Source organism: Euzebyales bacterium (genome assembly GCA_035461305.1).
Classification (GTDB): Bacteria; Actinomycetota; Nitriliruptoria; order Euzebyales; family JAHELV01; genus JAHELV01.
The window spans coordinates 1-17674 of sequence record DATHVN010000028.1 but is presented as its reverse complement, the minus strand read 5'-3'; the positions used below and the strand labels follow the sequence as shown (position 1 = coordinate 17674).

Genomic DNA, 17674 nt, shown 5'->3' with positions numbered 1-17674 from the left:
CCGAGATCGCGAACGCGTCCAGCAGCCCCGACAGCGTCGAGCCCTGCTTGCCGAGCTTGACGAAGATCTCCCCGAGGCCGTCACCGGGGTACTCCCCGGCCGTGATGTAGCCCTTGGCGTCACCGACCGCGAAGGAGATCGTCTGCGACGGGCGGGTCTTCGGCAGCTTGCGCCGCATCGGCACGTGCGCCTCGGCGACCTGGGCCGCGATCTCGGCCGGTGTCTTGTCCTTCTTCGAGACCGAGAGGGGCTGGGCCACCTTGCAGTTGTCGCGGTAGATCGCGATGGCCTTGATGCCCATCTTCCACGCGTCGACGTGCAGCTGCTCGACGTCCTCGACCGTGGCCTCCTCGGGGAGGTTCACGGTCTTGGAGATCGCGCCCGAGATGAACGGCTGCGCGGCCGCCATCATCTTGACGTGCCCCATGTAGTGGATCGAGTCGTCACCCATGGCGCACTGGAACACCTTGGTGTGCTCGGGGCGGAGCGCCGGCGCACCGTGGAGGGTCTTGTTCTCGTCGATGTAGGCGACGATCGCCTCGACCTGCTCCTCGGCGTAGCCGAGGTGGCGCAGCGCCTGCGGCACGGTCTGGTTGACGATGGCGATGGACGCGCCACCGACCATCTTCTTCATCTTGACCAGACCCAGGTCCGGCTCGATGCCGGTGGTGTCGCAGTCCATCATCAGACCGATGGTGCCGGTCGGCGCCAGGACGGAGGCCTGAGCGTTGCGGTAGCCGTGGTCGGTACCGATCGACAGCGCCTCGTCCCACGCGGTGCGGGCGGCGTCGAGCAGGTCCGGCGCGACCGGACGCGGGTCGATCTCGTCGACCGCGGCGCGGTGCTTGCCGATGACCCGCAGCATCGCGGACTCGTTCTTGGCGTAGCCGTCGTGGGCGCCCTTGACCTTCGCGAGCTCGGCGGAGGTCCGGTAGGCGTGCCCGGTCATCAGGGCCGTGATCGCGCCGGCCCACGCCCGACCCTCGTCGGAGTCGTAGGGCAGGCCGATGCTCATCAGCAGGCCACCGAGGTTCGCGTACCCGAGGCCGAGCTCGCGGAACGCCAGCGCGTTCTTCCGGATCCCCTCGGTCGGGTAGGAGGAGAACCCGACGACGATCTCCTGGGCGGTGAAGATCACCTCGACGGCGCGCTTGAACGCCTCGACGTCGAACCGGCCGGCGTCGTAGTCGTAGAACTTCTTGAGGTTCAGCGACGCGAGGTTGCAGGCCGAGTTGTCGAGGTGCATGTACTCCGAGCACGGGTTCGAGCCGTTGATGCGGCCGTGCTCGGGCGAGGTGTGCCAGTCGTTGATGGTGGTGTCGTACTGCAGGCCCGGGTCGGCGCACTCCCAGGCCGCCTGGGAGATCTGCCGCATGACGTCACGGGCGTCCTTGTCCTCGAGCACCTCGCCGGTGGTGACGGCGCGGACCGGGTAGGTGGTGCCGCGCTCGTAGGCCTCCATGAACTCATCGGTCACCCGCACCGAGTTGTTCGCGTTCTGGTACTGGATCGAGGCGTAGTCCTCACCGTCGAGGTCCATGTCGAAGCCGGCCTCACGCAGCACGCGGACCTTCTTCTCCTCGCGCGCCTTGGTCCAGATGAACTCCTCGATGTCGGGGTGGTCGACGTTGAGGATCACCATCTTGGCCGCGCGACGGGTCTTGCCACCCGACTTGATCGTGCCGGCGGACGCGTCGGCACCGCGCATGAACGACACCGGGCCCGAGGCCTCGCCACCGCCCTTGAGGATCTCCTTGGACGAGCGGATCGAGCTCAGGTTGATGCCCGCCCCCGAGCCGCCCTTGAAGATGGTCCCCTCCTCGACGTACCAGTTGAGGATGGATGACATCGTGTCCTCGACGGCCAGGATGAAGCAGGCGGAGCACTGCGGGTGCTCTTCGGCGCCGACGTTGAACCACACCGGCGAGTTGAAGGCCGCTTTCTGGTGCACCAGCAGGTACTTGAGCTCGAGGCTGAACGTGTCAGCCGAGTCATCGTCGGCGAAGTAGCCGTCCGTGCGACCCCACCCGGCGATCGTGTCGGCCACGCGATCGATCATGTGCTTGACGCTGCGCTCGCGCTCGGGCGTGCCGAGCGTGCCGCGGAAGTACTTCTGCGCGACGATCGTCGTGGCGTTCATCGACCAGGTCGACGGGAACTCGACGTCGCGCTGCTCGAAGGCGACGTCGCCGGTGCGGAAGTCGGTGATCACCGCGTCCCGGGTCTCCCACGCCACCTGCTCGTAGGGGTGGACGCCGTCAGCCGTGAAGTGCGGCTCGACGTGCAGGCCCCGACGCGCGTCAGCGTCGGCAACGGTAGCTGCCTCGAGGGCGTGACGAGTGGTGGTCATCAAGTGCTCCTGTGGATCCCCGGCGTGAAACTTCAGACGTGTAACTTGCCGCCTCCGCGTGCCCAGGTCAAGGGTCTGCTGCAAGGAACCGCTAGATGCAGGCCCTACGCGCGATTATGACCACTACATGTTGTGGTCCCGGTGCAGTGCTTGCTGTCACTGCGCACCCTACCGCGCCGACGTCCAGCCGTCGCCGCGGCGTTGTGGACGATCATCATCGGGCCGACCCACGACATGTTGTGGCCGACGTCGCTGGTTGTGGATGCCGCTGTGCACAACTCAGCGGCGCGCTGTGGAGATCGCCCGAACACCGTGGACACAGCGAGGACAACCTGACCCCGGCTGTGATCCGACCGTGGAAAACGTTGCGAGCCGGATTCCGCAACGTCCTTCGCGGACCTCGCGCAGGCCGCCCCGTCGACGCGCATGCGGGTCGTCCGACAGGCGCGCACCGACGCCGCCCCACCGATCTGCGCGCCGGTGTAGATTTCGTCCCAGGAACCTGGGAGGCAATCCGTGCGTTGTCCGTACTGCGCCGCAGATGAGGACCGCGTGATCGACAGCCGTCCCGTCGAGGGCGGCCAGTCCATCAGGCGACGGCGTGAGTGCCGTGCGTGTCATCAGCGGTTCACGACGCTCGAGCGACCGATCCACGAACCACTCGCCGTCCGCAAGCGCCGCGGGACGATCGAGCCCTTCCACCGCGACAAGCTGCACCTGGGCATGGCGCGCGCCCTGGCGAACCTGGACCTCGAAGGCGACACCCTACGCACCAGCGCAGCGAGGGTCGAGGCCCAGCTGCGCCGCTCGGGTCGGCGGACCGTCTCCAGCGAGGAGATCGGACGTGCAGTGCTGGACGTGCTGCGTGACATCCACCAGGTCGCCTACGTGCGCTTCGCCAGCGTCTACAAGGGCTTCACGACGCCCGAGGACTTCGCCAGGGAACTCGCCACGCTCGAACAGGGTGCGGAGCCGAGCACAGGTCCCTGACCTGCCTGGTAGCGGTCGACGGCACCGGCCGGCCGGTCAGCGACCGGACGGCACCAGCGGCGACGCCGTGACGTGTTGCGCCTCGACCGGCACCGTGATCGCCATGCCCGGCTGGATGGCGCCAGGGTCGACGTCGTTGCGGTCCGCGACGGCGGCAACCCAGGTGGAGCGGTCGGCACCGGCCGGCGCATAGCGTTCGGCGAGATCCCACAGCGTCCCGCCGGCGGGGACGATCACCGTCATGTCGATCTGTTCGGCGGGAGCATCGGACGTCGCCGCACGGACGACGCCGACGATGCCGAGCACCAGCACGACGGCGAGCGCGACGACGAGTGCGCGACGGAGCCAGAAGACGGTCGGCGGGATCCCTGGAGGTGCTGGCTGTGGCGGCACGACGCGCAGGGCCGGTCGGCGGTGGACGTGCTCCCGCTCCAGATCGCGGTGTGCGACTGCCATGACAACCTCCGGGGCCTCATGTCGTGAACCCACCACGACGCCGGTCGGGCGAACCTCTGTTCGATCAGACGCTCAGCATGGCCGAACATGCGTTCGCCGTCAACCCCCGATCGCACAGACGTTCGAAGCCCGGCCTGTCCTCCGGCCGACGGCGCGCAAGGTCACAAAGCGAACAGGTGTTTGCCTTTCTCGTGCCGAATCGCTACCGTGCTGCCAACTCGCCTCGCTGCGTCACGGCGATGCCACAGCACGCCAAGGAGAAGAACGCATGACCGGCAGCAACGATCTGACCTCGCGCCAGCAGCAGATCCTCGACATGATCCGCCAGACCGTCGAGCAGCGTGGCTACCCGCCCAGCGTGCGCGAGATCGGCGAGGCCGTCGGACTGCGGTCCACGTCGAGCGTCCACGCCCAACTCGCCTCGCTCGAGCGGCTCGGCTACCTGCGGCGCGACCCGTCGCGGCCCAGGGCGATCGAGGTCCGCTTCGATCCCGACAGCGAGCTCGCGCGGACCCCCGCCAGCGTGCGCGCCGTGCCACTCGTCGGCGAGATCGCCGCCGGCGCTCCGATCCTGGCCGACGAACGCGTCGAAGAGCTCTACCAGCTGCCCCGCGACCTCGTCGGCGAGGGCACGCTGTTCATGCTCCGCGTCCGTGGGGAGTCGATGTTGCTCGCCGGCGTGCTCCCGGGGGACTTCGTGGTCGTCCGCCAGCAGCCGACCGTCGAGCAGGGCGAGATGTGCGCCGCCATGATCGACGGCGAGGCGACGGTCAAGTTCTTCCGCCGCACGCGCAGCGGCGAGCTCTTCCTCGACCCGGCCAACGACGGGTATGAACCGATCCCGGTGCCGTCCGACGAGCAGGCGTCCATCCTGGGGCGTGTGGTCGCCGTGCTCCGCAGCCTCTAGCCGCGGCCGTGGGCGGTTTCAGGCATCGGTGTCGTCCACCGCCCAGCCGTCGACCACGGTGAACGGTTCGAGCGACGCCGCGGCGCTCCGGGCGAGCTGCGCCACAACATAGGTCCCGTCCGTGCGGTGCTCCTCCTTGAGCACCGTGCCGTCTCGGTGTGCCAGCGCCACGAGCTCAGCGTGCTCGTAGGGCACGAGCGCCTCGACGAGCCGCCGGGGTGATGCGAGCCTGCTCGTGATGGCTGCCACCAGCTCGTCGATGCCCTCGCCCGTGATTGCCGACACCGCGACGGCGTCACGGTGGCCACGCTGCAGCTGGCGCATCGTCGGGCCGTCGGTCACGTCGATCTTGTTGAGCACCAGCACACGCGGGAGGTCCCCGGCACCGATCTCGTCGAGCACCGCGTCGACCGCTGCGATCTGCTCGGCCACGCGCGGGTGGCTCGCGTCGCACACGTGCACGAGCAGCTCCGCATCGGTCGTCTGCTCGAGGGTCGACTTGAACGCCTCGACCAGCTGCGTGGGCAGGTTCTGGATGAACCCGACGGTATCGGTCGCGACGGCGATCCGTCCGTCACCCAGCTCGAGGCGCCGTGCAGTGACGTCGAGCGTGGCGAACAGCTGATCGGCGACACCGACCGTTGCGCCGGTCAGGCGGTTGAGCAGGGTCGACTTGCCGGCGTTCGTATAGCCGACGAGCGCGACGACGGGCACATGGTTGCGCTCGCGACGTCGCGACGTGAGCGTCCGTGCCCTGCGGGCACGCTCGAGCTCATCACGGAGCTTGGTGATCCGCCGGGCGATCCGGCGGCGGTCGACCTCCAGCTGGGACTCCCCCGGTCCGCGAGTGCCGATGCCACCCGCCTGCCGCGAAAGCGCCTGCCCCCAGCCGCGGAGGCGAGACAGCAGGTAGGTCAGCTGGGCCAGCTCCACCTGCAGCTTGCCCACCCGGGACGCCGCGTGCTGGGCGAAGATGTCGAGGATTACAATCGTGCGGTCGAGCACTTTGACCCCCAGCGCCTCCTCCAGATTGCGCTGCTGGGCAGGCGTCAGCTCGTGGTCGAGGATCACCGCGTCGACCGCCGTCTCGCGCACCCGGTCACGCAGCTCCTCGACCTTGCCGCTGCCGATGAAGGTGGCCGGATCGGGGCGGTGGCGGCGCTGGACGACGCGTTCCGCCACGACACCCCCGGCCGTGTCGACCAGCTGCTCGAGCTCGTCGAGCGAGGACACGACGTCGGCGTGGGTCTCGCTGTCGAGGTGCGCTGCCACGAGGATCGCCCGCTCAACAGGGCGGATGATGTCGACGCCCTCGCGTGGCGCCTCGTCACCGAGGCGCTCGGCCTGCGCGCGGCGCTGCGAGGCCCGTGACAGATCGTCGCGGGTCGGTCCGGCGTCACTCATGGTCGACCGCTCGTAGCCACTCGTCGTCCAGGTCGGCGTCGAACACCTCGACGGCCGGTCCCCGGATGTGCAGCGTGTCGGATGTCCAGTCGGCGAACAGGACGCCGCCGGGGACCTCCACGCGAACGCGACGACCGGTCCGGCCCAACAGGTGTGCCGCGACCGCCATGGCCGACGCACCGGTACCGGAGGCCAGCGTCTCGCCGACACCGCGTTCCCAGATGCGACCGCGCACCACGTCGGTGTCTGGCACCGTGATGAACTCGACGTTCGTCCCATGCTCGAACATCGGATCCCGTTCGATGCGGCGACCCCAGTCCGCCACCGGCGCCTTGTCGACGTCGTCGACCTCGACGACCGCGTGGGGGTTGCCCACCGACACCGTGGTCGCGCGCACCGTGGTGACGTCGTTGCCGTCGGGCGTCGGCACCCGCAGCAGCACATCGCCCGTCGCCACGGGCGCACCCATGTCAACCCGTGTCTCGACGACGCGGCCCGCCTCGTCGCGCCCGGTCACGACCACGTCCCTGACGCCCGCACGGGAGCCGACTCGCACGACGTCGCAGGCCCGCGGATCGCGGTTGAGCAGGTAGGTCGCGACGCAGCGCACGCCATTGCCGCACATCTCGACGATCCCGCCGTCGGCGTTGCGGTAGTCCATGAACACGTCGGACCCGTCGTCCCGTGGCGGCGCCAGACGGATGACCCCGTCGCCGCCGATGCCGCGGTGCCGGTCGCACAGGGCACGCACGAGTCCGGGGCCGACGTCGATCAAATCGTCGAGGTCGGCGATGACCACGAAGTCGTTCCCGCAGCCATGAACCTTAGTGACGTGCATCAGTGCCATCCTCGTCGTGTTCCCGTCGATCCGCACCCCGACGATCCCTGGTCCGCGGCGCGCATGTCGGCGCCAGCGGACGGCGCACGTCCCGACCGAGCAGCTCGGCCGCGGCGGCGGTGGGATCCATCCAGGTTACCCGTGGGTCCGCAGCGAACCAGCGCAGCTGGCGGACGGCGTACCGGCGGGTGCGCGCGATGATCCGCTCGCGTGCCTCATCGAGCGGGCACGCGCCGTCGAGGTGCGCCCACAGCTCGGCGTAGCCGATCGCGGCGGCCGCTGTGCGCGACAGGCCGCGTGACCGCAACCGCGCAGCCTCGTCGAGCCATCCCGCTGCCAGCATCGCGTCCACGCGGCGGGTGATGCGGTCCGACAGCACCGCGCGGTCGACCTCGAGGCCGATGACCTGCAGGTCCGGGTAGATCGACTCGTGGCGGTCCCAGGCGACCTGGAACGCCGAGAACGGACGGCCGGTCAGCTCGTGGACCTCCAGCGCCCGGATCGCACGGCGGCGGTTGGCGAGATCGAGCCGTTCGGCACCGTACGGATCGACGGCCCGCAAGGCGGCGTGTGCGCTGGACGCGTCCGGGTAGCGCTCCTCGATCGCACGCCGCACCCGCGGATCGGTCGGCGGGAACTCGAGGGGATCGACCACGGCCCGGAAGTACAGGCCCGAGCCGCCGACCAGCAGCGCACGCCTCCCACGAGCCAACACCTCGGAGATCGCGGCACGTGCGCGCTGCTGGAACCACTTGGCGGTGCACTCCTGCGAGGGATCGAGCACATCGACCATGTGATGTCGGATCGCACCTGCCACCGGCTTGTCAGTGCCGATGTCCATGCCCCGGTAGATGGTGAACGCGTCCACGGCAACGATCTCGGCGCCGAGATTCGCCGCCGCGGCGGCGGCGACCTGGGACTTGCCGGACGCGGTCGGACCCACGATCGCCGTCACAAGCCCCTGCGCGGTCACGTCGAGCTCAGCACGAGGTAGCCGACGCCTCGAGGGGCGCTGTAGCTGCGGACCGCCAGGTCGAGTGACGCCGCTGCCGCCGCGCCGTGCAGCACGCACAGTGGCGCCCAACTGCGGGCGCCGACCGCGTCGGCCGTCTCGGGACCGAGATCGGCCAGTCCGGCGGACCTCCCGTGTGCGAACAGGTCCACCACGCGCTCGTCCCAGTCCGCTGCGTTCGGTCTCGCCGCGAGGGGCGACCCGTCGTGCAGCCCCGCGGACAGGTCGCCGGCGGCCACGAGCGTGCCGGTCAGCCCCGCCTCCTCGAGCGCCTGGACGACACTTGTCCCCAGCGCCGCCAGCACCGGGAATTCAGCCGACGATGGCACCTCGAGCGGCACCACCGGCACGTCGCGGTCGACCAGCAGCGCCAGGACGGCGACGTCGACCGGCAGTCGTGGCCGGCGGACCCGCGGGTACTGCGTGATCCTCGACAGCGCGGCGATCGCCGGTGGGCACGCGTGCAGCCTCCGGGTGATATGCGGCTGGCCGATGCCCCGCAGGTCGATCGCCGCGGTGTCGTGCAGGGCAGCCTGGCCGGCCGCCACCAGGACCATCACGTCGGCCACCGGCAGGCGCGTGACGACGCGTCTGACCGTGGTGCGCAGCCGCTCAACCGCCGGTCCCGCTCCCCCGCCCACACCGTCCACCAGCAGTGGGGCGCTCGGGATGCTCGCCGCTCCGAGCAGCGGCCGGTCGGCCACCTAGGCCGTGACGCGCGACGACGGCGGCGGCGTGCCGACCGGGCGGTCGAGCGGGGCGTCGGTGACGGCACCCAAGAGGTAGAACGGTGCCGCCGAGGTGAGCTCGGCGCGCACGAGCGCGCCGGCGACGGCGTCAGGATGGGCATCGACGTGCACGAGTCGGTTGGTGCGGGTGCGACCCGACCAACGGGCGGCGTCGGTCTTGGACGGCCCTTCGATGAGCAACTGCTGGACCGTGCCGACCTGCCGGTCGTTCGACGCTGCGGCGAGCTCACGCGTCAGCTGCGCGAGCCGTCGATACCGTGCGTTCACGACGGACGGATCGAGATGGCCCTCGAGGTTGACGGCCGTGGTCCCCGGCCTACGGGAGTACTCGAACGTGAACGCCGAGTCGAACGCCGCAGCACGCGTGACGTCCAACGTCTGCTCGAAATCCCCCTCGGTCTCACCGGGGAAGCCGACGATGATGTCGGTCGAGATCGCCACGCCGGGGATGGTTTCGCGCGCCTCCTCGACCAGGTCGAGGAACCGGCGGGCCCGGTAGGACCGCTGCATCCGGCGGAGCACGGCGTTGCTGCCAGACTGCAGTGGCAGGTGCAGGTGCTCGCAGACGCTGGGGATGTCGCGCATCGCCGTGAACACGTCGGACGTGAAGTCCTTCGGGTGGGGGCTCGTGAAGCGGATGCGCTCAAGGCCGTCGAGGTCACCCAAGGCGTGCAACAGCACGGCGAACAGGGTCCGGTTGCGCGGACCCGGCGATGCCACCTCGCCGCTGCGCACGAGGTCACGGCCGTACGAATTGACGTTCTGGCCCAGCAACGTCACCTCGCGGACACCGTCGACGACCAGGCCGCGGACCTCGGCGAGGATGTCACCCATCCGGCGTGACTTCTCGGGACCGCGCAGCGACGGCACGATGCAGAAGGCGCAGGTGTTGTCACAGCCGATCGAGATGGACACCCAAGCGTGGTGGACGACCTCGCGTCGGGCGGGCAGCGCGGAGGGGAACGCCTCGGTCTGCTCGATGATCTCCACGACCGGCAGGGCAGCCGAGTCGGCCTGCCGAAGCAGGGCGGGCAGGTTGGCGAGGTTGTGGGTGCCGTAGACCACGTCGATCCAGGGCGCCTTCTGCGCGATGACGTCCTGGTCCTTCTGTGCGAGGCACCCGCCGACGACGACCTGCCGGTCGGGATCAGCCAGCTTCAGCGGCTTGAGCTGCGACAGGTGGCCGTACAGCTTCTGATCGGCGTTCTCACGGATCGCACACGTGTTGAACAGCACCAGGTCCGCCGACTCGAGGTCGGACGCTGGACGGTAGCCCATCGTCTCCAGTACCCCGGCCGCCCGCTCCGAGTCGTGCTCGTTCATCTGGCAGCCGTACGTGCGGATGAAGTAGGTTCGCGTGCTCACAGCGGCCAACGATAGCGCCCGTCAGGCCGACGTCGCGTCGCCCTGGCCTCGCCCGCGGACGGGGTCGTCGCCGACGACGGCCGCACGCCCCGCCGAGCCGGCGGCATAGAGGAGGACCGCCAGGACCCCGAGCACCGCGCCGGAGGCCCGGTCCACGGCGGTCACTCCGACGGCAGCGGCGAGGGTGAGCAGCACGCCGAGAGCACTGAGCGCAGGCGACCGCGCCGTGTATAGCGCGACGGCGCCGAGGAGCACGGGCACACCGATCAACAACCACACCTGTACGACGCTCACCGTTGGTCTCCGGCCCATCCGTCATGCGCGACCGGCGGCGCCGGCCCGTCACGGGTTATCGTAGACCCTGTCTGCGGTCCGCGGGTGGGCGCTGCGCCGTCGTCGCGCTCAGTCCCACTGCCGGTCGAGCCCGCTGACGTCGATTGCGACGCGTCGCGCGAGTGCCTCTGGGTAGCCGCGCCGCGCGAGGAAGCCAAGCAGGCGACGTGCGACCGCCTCCGGCGCCAGCGTCGCGGGCAGCCGCTGAGCCCGCGTCCTGGCGAGCTCAGTGGCGACGGCGATGTCGTCGCGATCTTCGAGCTGGGCGAGTGCGTCGTCGATCAGCGGTTGGGGCACCTGACGCCGTCGCAGCTCCTGACGCAGGCGTGCGACCGAGTAGCCGCGGATCATGCCACGGTCGGCGACCCAGGCACGGGCGAACGCTGCGTCGTCGACCGCGCCGAGCTCGGCCCCGCGTGTGAGCGCCGCATCGATGACCGTCGCCTCGTGGCCCCGACCGGACAGCTTGGCCCGCAGCTCGGCCGCGGTCTGGGGCCACGCTCGGGTGGCCCGCAGCACGAAAGCGACCGCCGCCACGATGGCCTCGTGGCCGTCGGCAGCCGCCGGTGAGGTCACAGGATGCCGTCGGGGTCACCCTCGTCGGAGTCACCGCCGTCGGTCTCGCTCGGTGTCAGGCCCAGGTGCTCCGTGACCTTCTTGTAGATCTCGGCTGCGACGTCATCGTGTTCGCGCAGGAAGTTGCGGGCGTTCTCGCGTCCCTGGCCGAGCTGCTCGCCGTCGTAGGTGTACCAGGCTCCTGCCTTGCGGATGAACCCGGCGTCGACGCCAACGTCGAGGATCGAGCCCTCCTGCGAGATGCCCTCTCCGAACAGGATGTCGAACTCGGCCTGGCGGAACGGCGGCGCCACCTTGTTCTTGACGACCTTGACCCGCACCCGGTTGCCGACGAAGTCTGTGCCGTCCTTGAGCGACTCGATTCGCCGCACGTCCAGCCGCACCGACGAGTAGAACTTCAGCGCCCGCCCACCCGGCTGTGTCTCGGGTGAGTTGTGCACCATCACCCCGTCGACGAAGTAGTTGTGCGTGCCGTCGACCTCGATGTCGTAGCGGTGTGGCACCCGGTCGGCCGGCAACGGCCTCTGCCGGATGTCGATCACCGGCATCGGCGCCAGCGTGGATCGGGGTTCGTCAAACACGGGCGTCACGTCAAACCTGCCGCGCTCGGAGGGCAGCAGCTTGTAGTCCATCGACGGGTGGACGTACGGTGCGATCAGGCGGTGCAGCTTGGCGGTCTCAGGCGTCGAGAAGCGCATGAGCGCGTTGCGGGCGGTCGTGACGAGCCTCGCCTCGATGCCGTACTCGTCACGCAGGTGCTCCTGCAGCCGGACGCGCGACGTTGGCTCGAGTGCCTCGACGCAGATCTCCGATCGTCCGGAGCCCCCACGTGTCCGCTCCTGCAGCCCCTTGGACCGCAGTGTGAACGTCCCGTCATCGGCGTACCAGATCGCTAGCGCCAACGGCGTCACCCGCTTGAGGTAGTCGTGGCTGACGACCTTCCGGTCACCGATGTGGACGGCGTCGCGTAGCTCCGCCAGCTCGTGGTGCGGCCGCATGTCATGGAACACTGTTCCGTTGACGTTCGTCGATCGGCTGGTCCCGATGTTGTCGAACAGGGTCGCCTTCCAGTCCGCGTACTCGGTCTGCGTGGCATCGTGCCCCCACCGCAGCCCCGCGCCGAAGCCGCTGCGTGTCGGTGACAGCGCGCTGGCTCCGAGCAGGCCACCGAGCACGACCTCCCACTGCATGTCCGACAGCCGCTGATCGACCGACTGCAGGACCCGGTCACCGACCTTCAGGTCTCCGGCCTCGCACCAACCGCCGGGAGTGCGCACCAGGTGGTTCGGCGTGCACGAGAACTGCGACCTGCCGTTGCCGGTCGCGCGCGCCACGACGATCGTGCAGAAGTCCGTCGTCGGTCCGTTGTCAAACCAGTTCGTCACCCTCCTCGGCACGACGCGGTCCAGGGCGGGGTCGTAGGACAGCACCTCGACCGGGAGCCGCTGTGACACGATCCTGCCGATCTTCTCCTGGGTGCCATCGGCGAGGGTGACACGGGTGGAGGACGAGAAGCATCCGAACATCACACCGATCTTCTCGCGGATCTGGTTGATGAAGATCGCGCATGTATTGGACTTCGACAGGGTGCCGGCGAGCTTACGCAGCGCCTGGCTCATCAGGCGGGCCTGCAGACCGACGTGGCTGTCGCCCATCTCGCCTTCGATCTCGGCGCGGGGTGTCAGCGCCGCGACCGAGTCGACGACCACGATGTCGACCGCGCCGGAGCGCACGAGCATGTCGGTGATCTCGAGCGCCTGCTCCCCGGTGTCGGGCTGGGAGACCAGCAGCGACTCGATGTCGACGCCCAGCGCCGCGGCGTACCTGGGGTCCAGCGCGTGCTCAGCGTCGATGAACGCGGCGATGCCGCCGTCCCGCTGCGCCTCGGCGATCGCGTGGAGCGCGACCGTCGTGTTGTGCGACAGCATCCCGTTCGCGATGAAGCTGTGCGTCTCCGGAAGCACGATGTCGAAGGTCGGCTGGACGCCACCGTCCTCGATGGCGTCGACGCGCTCGAACGTGTACCGGAGCGACAGCAGGTGACGTAGGTACCCGACGATCGCCCGACTCGTGGGCGTCCACGATTCCGAGCGCGAATCGGCCCAGTCGATGATCCGCCCGAGTCGCTGACGCGAGCAGGCCAGGTTCATGTCGGAGTGGAAGAGGTCGCCAGCACATCGGTCGAACGCTCGGTCCCCGCCGAGGTCGTCCCGGAGATCGCGGATCAGCCCCGCGATGTTCGGGATGCCCTCCGGGCCGTCAGGCTCCCCGGGCCGTTGCGAGCGGAGCAGAGCCTGCGGAGCGGCCGCGAGCAAGTTTTCGGACTGCGCGTCCCGGGGTGACCGACGGAAGTTCGCCGCGACCTGGGCATCGCGACGGGCGGAGCGGAACCCGATCTCGTCGAGGAACCGGTGCGCAACGCTGGGGTTGATGGTCACCCTCCAGTGGTCGCGCTCATAGGTCGTGTTGAATGACGATGACACCGTCGAGGGGATGCCGAAGCCGTACAGCAGTAAATGCACCTGCCGGGCGAGCGCCTCCGATGCGGTATCCAGTCCGACAGTCGAACTGGCGTCGATCCAGCCATCGCCCTCGAACAGCGCGGACAGGAACGCACGCTGCGCCTTGTGGCCACTGGTGCGCACGCAGGGCGGCACGGTTTTTCCCGCAGCGATCACGTAGGTCAGACCGTACCGCTCCGCGACCTCGGCCCGCAGCGCCGTGTCGTGGACCGCGTACTGCTTCTGGTCGTAGCAGCGGGTCTCGCGGTCAAACAGGCGGCGGACGAGTGCGCTGAACTCGGCTCCCACCTCGATGTCGGTGTTCGTGAACCGGATCGCCGACCGGCTCGAGAGGCTGCCCTCGGCGACCAGATAGCCGAGGAGCACGGCCTCGTCCTCGGTGAGCCCGTCGCCCTCCGCCGCTTCGGCGGCGCCGAATGCCGCCGACACGACGTGATCGCCGACGGCGAGCGCGCCGGCGGTCCGCCACACGATGAACCCCCGCTCGTTGATGACGCGGAGGGGGTGGTTCTCGGTGGCCGACACCGTGCGGCCCGAACGCAGCCGGACACGCAGCACGGGATGGCGGTCGTTGTGCGTCAGCGCCGTCACCTGTTCCAGCTCGCCGCGCTCATTGACGACCCGCACCCCGAGATCGGAGATGTCCGTCACACGCGACGTGCACGACACGGGCTGTCCGCAGCGCTCGAACAGCTCGGCGATGGTCTCCAGCCCGCCATCGGTCCAGATGGCAGTGTCCGCAGTGAGGCACTTCCCCGAGCTCTCAGGTCCGTAGATCTCGACGACGCGGCCCCGGGGCAGGCCGCCGACGCCGAGCGCGATGTCGAGGCTCAGCGCGCCCGTAGGGATTGCTGCGACCTCGACCTGCGTGTCGTCGCCCATCCGCATGATGGCGCCCTTGCCGAACTGCTTCTCGATCTGGCCCAGGGCCATGTCCAGCGCCTTGTCGCGCTCCACAGGTGCTCCTTCGCGGCGGGTGACGTCATGTCTGAGATCTGATGCGGATCACGGTAGAGCATGCGGCGGCCGCCCGCCGTGGGCATCTCCGGATCGCTGTGGACGAGATCTTAGACGAACGGGTGTTCGGATGTCACGCAGGTGGTTCGCCACGCAGCGGCCAGGTCGCGACCGCCCGGTACCGGCTGCCGCCACAGTCCTGCTGCGACGCCATCAACGCCATCCGGCTCACGGTCCACCGCACCGGGTGCGACGGCAGCGCCAACGGCGTGGACACGCGCGGCACCTTCTGGTCACGGCGGGCGCGGGCGACCGTGAGATGCGCCCGGAATGGGCGGTCCTCGGTCGGCACGCCTGCGGACGCCAGCGCCTCGCGCACCGCGGTCGCCAGCTCCGTCAACCCCTCGCCGGTCGACGCCACGCCCGCCCACAGCACCCGGTCACCGAACCGCTCGAGCCGGCCGTCGAGGAGCAGCTGGAACGGCTGGGCGGTCCACGCCACCGACTGCAGCGCGATCTGCGCTCGCACCCGCCGCGCGACCGGCGTCGGCCCAAGGAACGCGAGCGTGAGGTGCCATGTCGACGGTGAGATCCAGCGCAGGGCGTGGTGGCGGGCCCGCAGTGGCGCGATCGCGTCCGCCAGCGTGCTCCGGGCGGACGAGGGCACGTCGAGCGCGACGAACAGCCGCATCGTCAACTCCCGTCCATGGCGCGCAGGCGACGACGAAGGTACTCCAGCGCGGTCGTCGTGGCGAAGCCCTGGCTCTCGACCCGCGATCGGGGCGGCAGGTGCACCGTCCGCGTGTGAACGCTCCCGTGTACCGCCACGGCGACGCACACGGTCCCGACTCGGCGGTCGCCCTGCGTGGTGGGACCGGCCACGCCGACCACGGCGAGCCCGACGTCGGTGTCGAGGCGGCCGCGGATGCCGACGGCCAGCGCACGGGCGGTCTCCTCACTGACGGGACCGTGCTCGGCGAGCACACGCTCGGGCACAGCAGCGAGCACGGACTTGGCCGCGGTGGCGTAGGTCACCACACCGCCGGTGAACCACCCACTGGCACCGGGGACGGTGACGAGCCGCGCGCCGACGCCTCCACCTGTGATGGACTCGGCCACCGCCAGCGTCCAGCCCCGCGCCCCCAGGATGCGCGCGATCGCGTGCTCGACCCCCTCGTCGTCCAGGCCGGTGACGGCGGGTCCCAGCCGATCGACGATCTCGGCGACGACCGGGTCGACGACGGCGTGGGCGGCGGCGGCGTCCCTGGCCCGCGCCGAGACGCGCACCCGCGTCCGGCCCTGCGACGCCAGGAAGGCGACCTGCGCCCGGCCGGCCCGGTGCACGCGGTCCACGACGTCGGCGCAGCGCTCGGCCACGTCCGACTCCGCGACCGCCGCGGTGTGGACAGTCCGGCTGACCGTCACGGCCAGCCCACCCCGACGGCGCAGCAGCGGCGTGACGCTGCGGTCCATCATCGTGTGCAGCTCGCTCGGCACGCCTGGCAAGGCGATCACGAGCGTGCCGTCGACCTCGATCGTGAACCCGGGTGCCGTGCCGGCGGGCGGGATGGCCGTGGCGCCCACCGGCAGGTCGGCCTGGACGAGGTTCGTGTCGGCCATGCGCCGGCCGAGCTCGGCGAAGAACCTCCGGATCCCGTCGACGAGGTCGTCACGGCGCTCGAGTGGCACGCCGGCGACGTCGGCCACGGCGAAACGCGTCAGGTCGTCCGGCGTCGGCCCCAGCCCACCGGACACGACGACGAGATCTGCCGCGGTGACCGCCGTGCGCAGCGTCGCCACGAGGTCGTCGAGGACATCACCGACCACGGTCACGTGACGGACGTTGATCCCCAGACCGCTCAGGCGCTGCGCGACCCATGCCGAGTTGGTGTCGACGATGTCACCCGTCAGCAGCTCGGAGCCGACCGCGATGACGTCCGCGCGCAGCCCCGCGCCGGGCTCAGGCTGCCGCACCGGCCCGGCGTGCGCCCCGCACCGCGTAATCCAGCCCGCTGCCGATCGTCAGCACGACCGCCACATAGAGCGCGGCTGTGGCGATGCCGTCAGGGACGAACGGCGCGATGACCATGGCAATGGCGATCAGCTGCGAGACCGTCTTGAGCTTGCCCCAGATGCTCGCGGCCATCACGATCTGACGGCGAAGCAGGACCTGGCGTTGCACGGTGACGGCCAGCTCCCGCAGCGCGATCACGGCCAGCACCCACCACGGCACGTCGCCGGTCACGACCAGGGTCGCGAGCACGCCCAGGACAAGGATCTTGTCGGCGGCCGGGTCGGCGAGCTTGCCCCAGCGGGTGACCTGGCCACGACGCCGCGCGAGCCAGCCATCGGCGGTGTCGGTCAACGACGCGACGACGAACAGGATCAGCGCCCACACGGCGGTGGTCGTGGTGTCGGCCAGCAGCAGGACGATGATCACGGGCACGAGTAGCACCCGCAACGCGGTCATGACGTTCGCGGGGTTCAGCGAACGCAGCGGTGAGGAAGTCGGCACGCTACGTCCGTACCCACCAGTGCTGCCGGGCAGACGGCTCCGTCCGCCGGTCGGTGGCGCCGGCACCGTGCTCCGCGACGGTGTCGTCCGACCTTGGTGACCTTGCAGCTGCTGTCGGCGGTGCAGGTCACGTTGACGGGTCCGTCGTGATTGCTCGCGACATTGCCGTACCAGGCACCGTTGAGCGAGAACTCGACGGCCTCGGCGCCCCCGATGCGCAGCTGGATCTCATCCTCCCCGGTGAGCTGGATCACCGCGCCCGGGTGCATGATGCCGCCGGTCGCGGCGGACCCCCGCACGTGCCCGGCTTGCTGCGCGGTAGCGGGCGAGCAGTGCCGCGGCGTCCAGGTCGAGGTATACCGCGTGGTCCGGAGGATTCCCCGCAGGTAGACCGGGTCGATGCCAGGCCTCGAGCTCGGCGCGTTCAAGCGCCGCCAGGTGGTCTCCCGCACGCCGTGTGCCAGCGCGAAGTCGGACAGCGTGACGCCCCGACTGTGCCGGGCGTCTCGCAGCACCTGACCGACTTGGCTCGCCATTACTCATCGCGGGGGTATCCATTTAGCCGGAGGTGCGCAGGTCAGGTGTTTCGCCAGGGTCGGTTCGCGGGAGGGCGTTCGAGGCTGGGTGGGTGCCCGCGGGTCTGCGGCGGCGTGGGTGGCACTGCCCGGGGCTGCGGGTCGACGATGAGGTCGTGGTAGCG

General features: G+C 70.0%; 15 protein-coding genes. 2 read left to right on the top strand and 13 right to left on the bottom strand.

The window, feature by feature from the left end:
- Nucleotides 1–2350, bottom strand: a 2350-nt coding sequence (locus VK923_02235; protein HSJ43486.1) for a vitamin B12-dependent ribonucleotide reductase, incomplete at its 3' end; no start/stop codon positions are given.
- 516 nt (nt 2351–2866) lie between these two features.
- Here VK923_02235 and nrdR point away from each other — a divergent pair.
- Nucleotides 2867–3340, top strand: a complete 474-nt coding sequence (nrdR, locus tag VK923_02230) for a transcriptional regulator NrdR (protein HSJ43485.1) — start codon at nt 2867–2869, stop codon at nt 3338–3340.
- A gap of 36 nt (nt 3341–3376) precedes the next feature.
- Here the strand turns inward: nrdR and VK923_02225 are convergent, their stop codons facing one another.
- A complete protein-coding gene (locus tag VK923_02225) occupies nt 3377–3796 on the bottom strand; it encodes a LysM peptidoglycan-binding domain-containing protein (GenBank protein HSJ43484.1) in 420 nt (139 codons plus the stop codon).
- 268 nt (nt 3797–4064) lie between these two features.
- Here VK923_02225 and lexA point away from each other — a divergent pair, with 268 nt between their 5' ends.
- A complete protein-coding gene (gene lexA / locus VK923_02220; GenBank protein ID HSJ43483.1) occupies nt 4065–4703 on the top strand; it encodes a transcriptional repressor LexA in 639 nt (212 codons plus the stop codon).
- Between the two features lie 18 nt (nt 4704–4721).
- On the opposite strand, the gene hflX is transcribed toward lexA, so the two are convergent.
- The 11 genes from hflX to pgsA all read right to left on the bottom strand — a co-directional run bounded on the left by hflX (nt 4722) and on the right by pgsA (nt 16974).
- Complete coding sequence (hflX, locus tag VK923_02215; GenBank protein ID HSJ43482.1) at nt 4722–6107, bottom strand: GTPase HflX; 1386 nt, start codon at nt 6105–6107, stop codon at nt 4722–4724.
- Nucleotides 6100–6945: a diaminopimelate epimerase gene (dapF, locus tag VK923_02210; GenBank protein ID HSJ43481.1), complete on the bottom strand. Its 846-nt coding sequence runs from the start codon at nt 6943–6945 to the stop codon at nt 6100–6102. The genes hflX and dapF overlap by 8 nt, the downstream gene beginning before the upstream one ends.
- Entirely contained in the window at nt 6932–7918 is a 987-nt protein-coding gene (gene miaA, locus VK923_02205; GenBank protein HSJ43480.1) for a tRNA (adenosine(37)-N6)-dimethylallyltransferase MiaA, read from the bottom strand. The genes dapF and miaA overlap by 14 nt, the downstream gene beginning before the upstream one ends.
- Nucleotides 7915–8661: a hypothetical protein gene (locus VK923_02200; GenBank protein ID HSJ43479.1), complete on the bottom strand. Its 747-nt coding sequence runs from the start codon at nt 8659–8661 to the stop codon at nt 7915–7917. Before VK923_02200 ends, miaA begins: the two co-directional genes overlap by 4 nt.
- The gene (gene miaB, locus VK923_02195; GenBank protein HSJ43478.1) at nt 8662–10071 is read right to left on the bottom strand and encodes a tRNA (N6-isopentenyl adenosine(37)-C2)-methylthiotransferase MiaB; all 1410 of its coding nucleotides are present in this window, start codon (nt 10069–10071) and stop codon (nt 8662–8664) included. It lies immediately after the preceding gene.
- Nucleotides 10072–10092: 21 nt separating this feature from the next.
- Nucleotides 10093–10365 (bottom strand): hypothetical protein, encoded by a 273-nt coding sequence (locus VK923_02190; GenBank protein HSJ43477.1) that lies wholly within the window; start codon nt 10363–10365, stop codon nt 10093–10095.
- Nucleotides 10366–10473: 108 nt separating this feature from the next.
- A complete protein-coding gene (locus VK923_02185; GenBank protein ID HSJ43476.1) occupies nt 10474–10941 on the bottom strand; it encodes a regulatory protein RecX in 468 nt (155 codons plus the stop codon).
- Nucleotides 10942–10976: 35 nt separating this feature from the next.
- Nucleotides 10977–14459 carry an LAGLIDADG family homing endonuclease gene (locus tag VK923_02180; GenBank protein HSJ43475.1) on the bottom strand — a complete coding sequence of 1161 codons (3483 nt, stop codon included), beginning with the start codon at nt 14457–14459 and terminating at the stop codon, nt 10977–10979.
- A gap of 133 nt (nt 14460–14592) precedes the next feature.
- Complete coding sequence (gene thpR / locus VK923_02175) at nt 14593–15150, bottom strand: RNA 2',3'-cyclic phosphodiesterase (protein ID HSJ43474.1); 558 nt, start codon at nt 15148–15150, stop codon at nt 14593–14595.
- A gap of 2 nt (nt 15151–15152) precedes the next feature.
- Nucleotides 15153–16433: a competence/damage-inducible protein A gene (locus VK923_02170; protein HSJ43473.1), complete on the bottom strand. Its 1281-nt coding sequence runs from the start codon at nt 16431–16433 to the stop codon at nt 15153–15155.
- The gene (pgsA, locus tag VK923_02165) at nt 16420–16974 is read right to left on the bottom strand and encodes a CDP-diacylglycerol--glycerol-3-phosphate 3-phosphatidyltransferase (protein ID HSJ43472.1); all 555 of its coding nucleotides are present in this window, start codon (nt 16972–16974) and stop codon (nt 16420–16422) included. Before pgsA ends, VK923_02170 begins: the two co-directional genes overlap by 14 nt.
- Between the last annotated feature and the right edge of the window lie 700 nt (nt 16975–17674).

Excerpts from the sequence above, each read along its gene's own strand:
- hflX (HSJ43482.1), bottom strand. The coding sequence starts at position 6,107 with ATGAGTGACGCCGGACCGACCCGCGACGATCTGTCACGGGCCTCGCAG.
- dapF (HSJ43481.1), bottom strand. The coding sequence starts at position 6,945 with ATGCACGTCACTAAGGTTCATGGCTGCGGGAACGACTTCGTGGTCATC.
- thpR (HSJ43474.1), bottom strand. The coding sequence starts at position 15,150 with ATGCGGCTGTTCGTCGCGCTCGACGTGCCCTCGTCCGCCCGGAGCACG.
- VK923_02225 (HSJ43484.1), bottom strand. The coding sequence starts at position 3,796 with ATGGCAGTCGCACACCGCGATCTGGAGCGGGAGCACGTCCACCGCCGA.
- lexA (HSJ43483.1), top strand. The coding sequence starts at position 4,065 with ATGACCGGCAGCAACGATCTGACCTCGCGCCAGCAGCAGATCCTCGAC.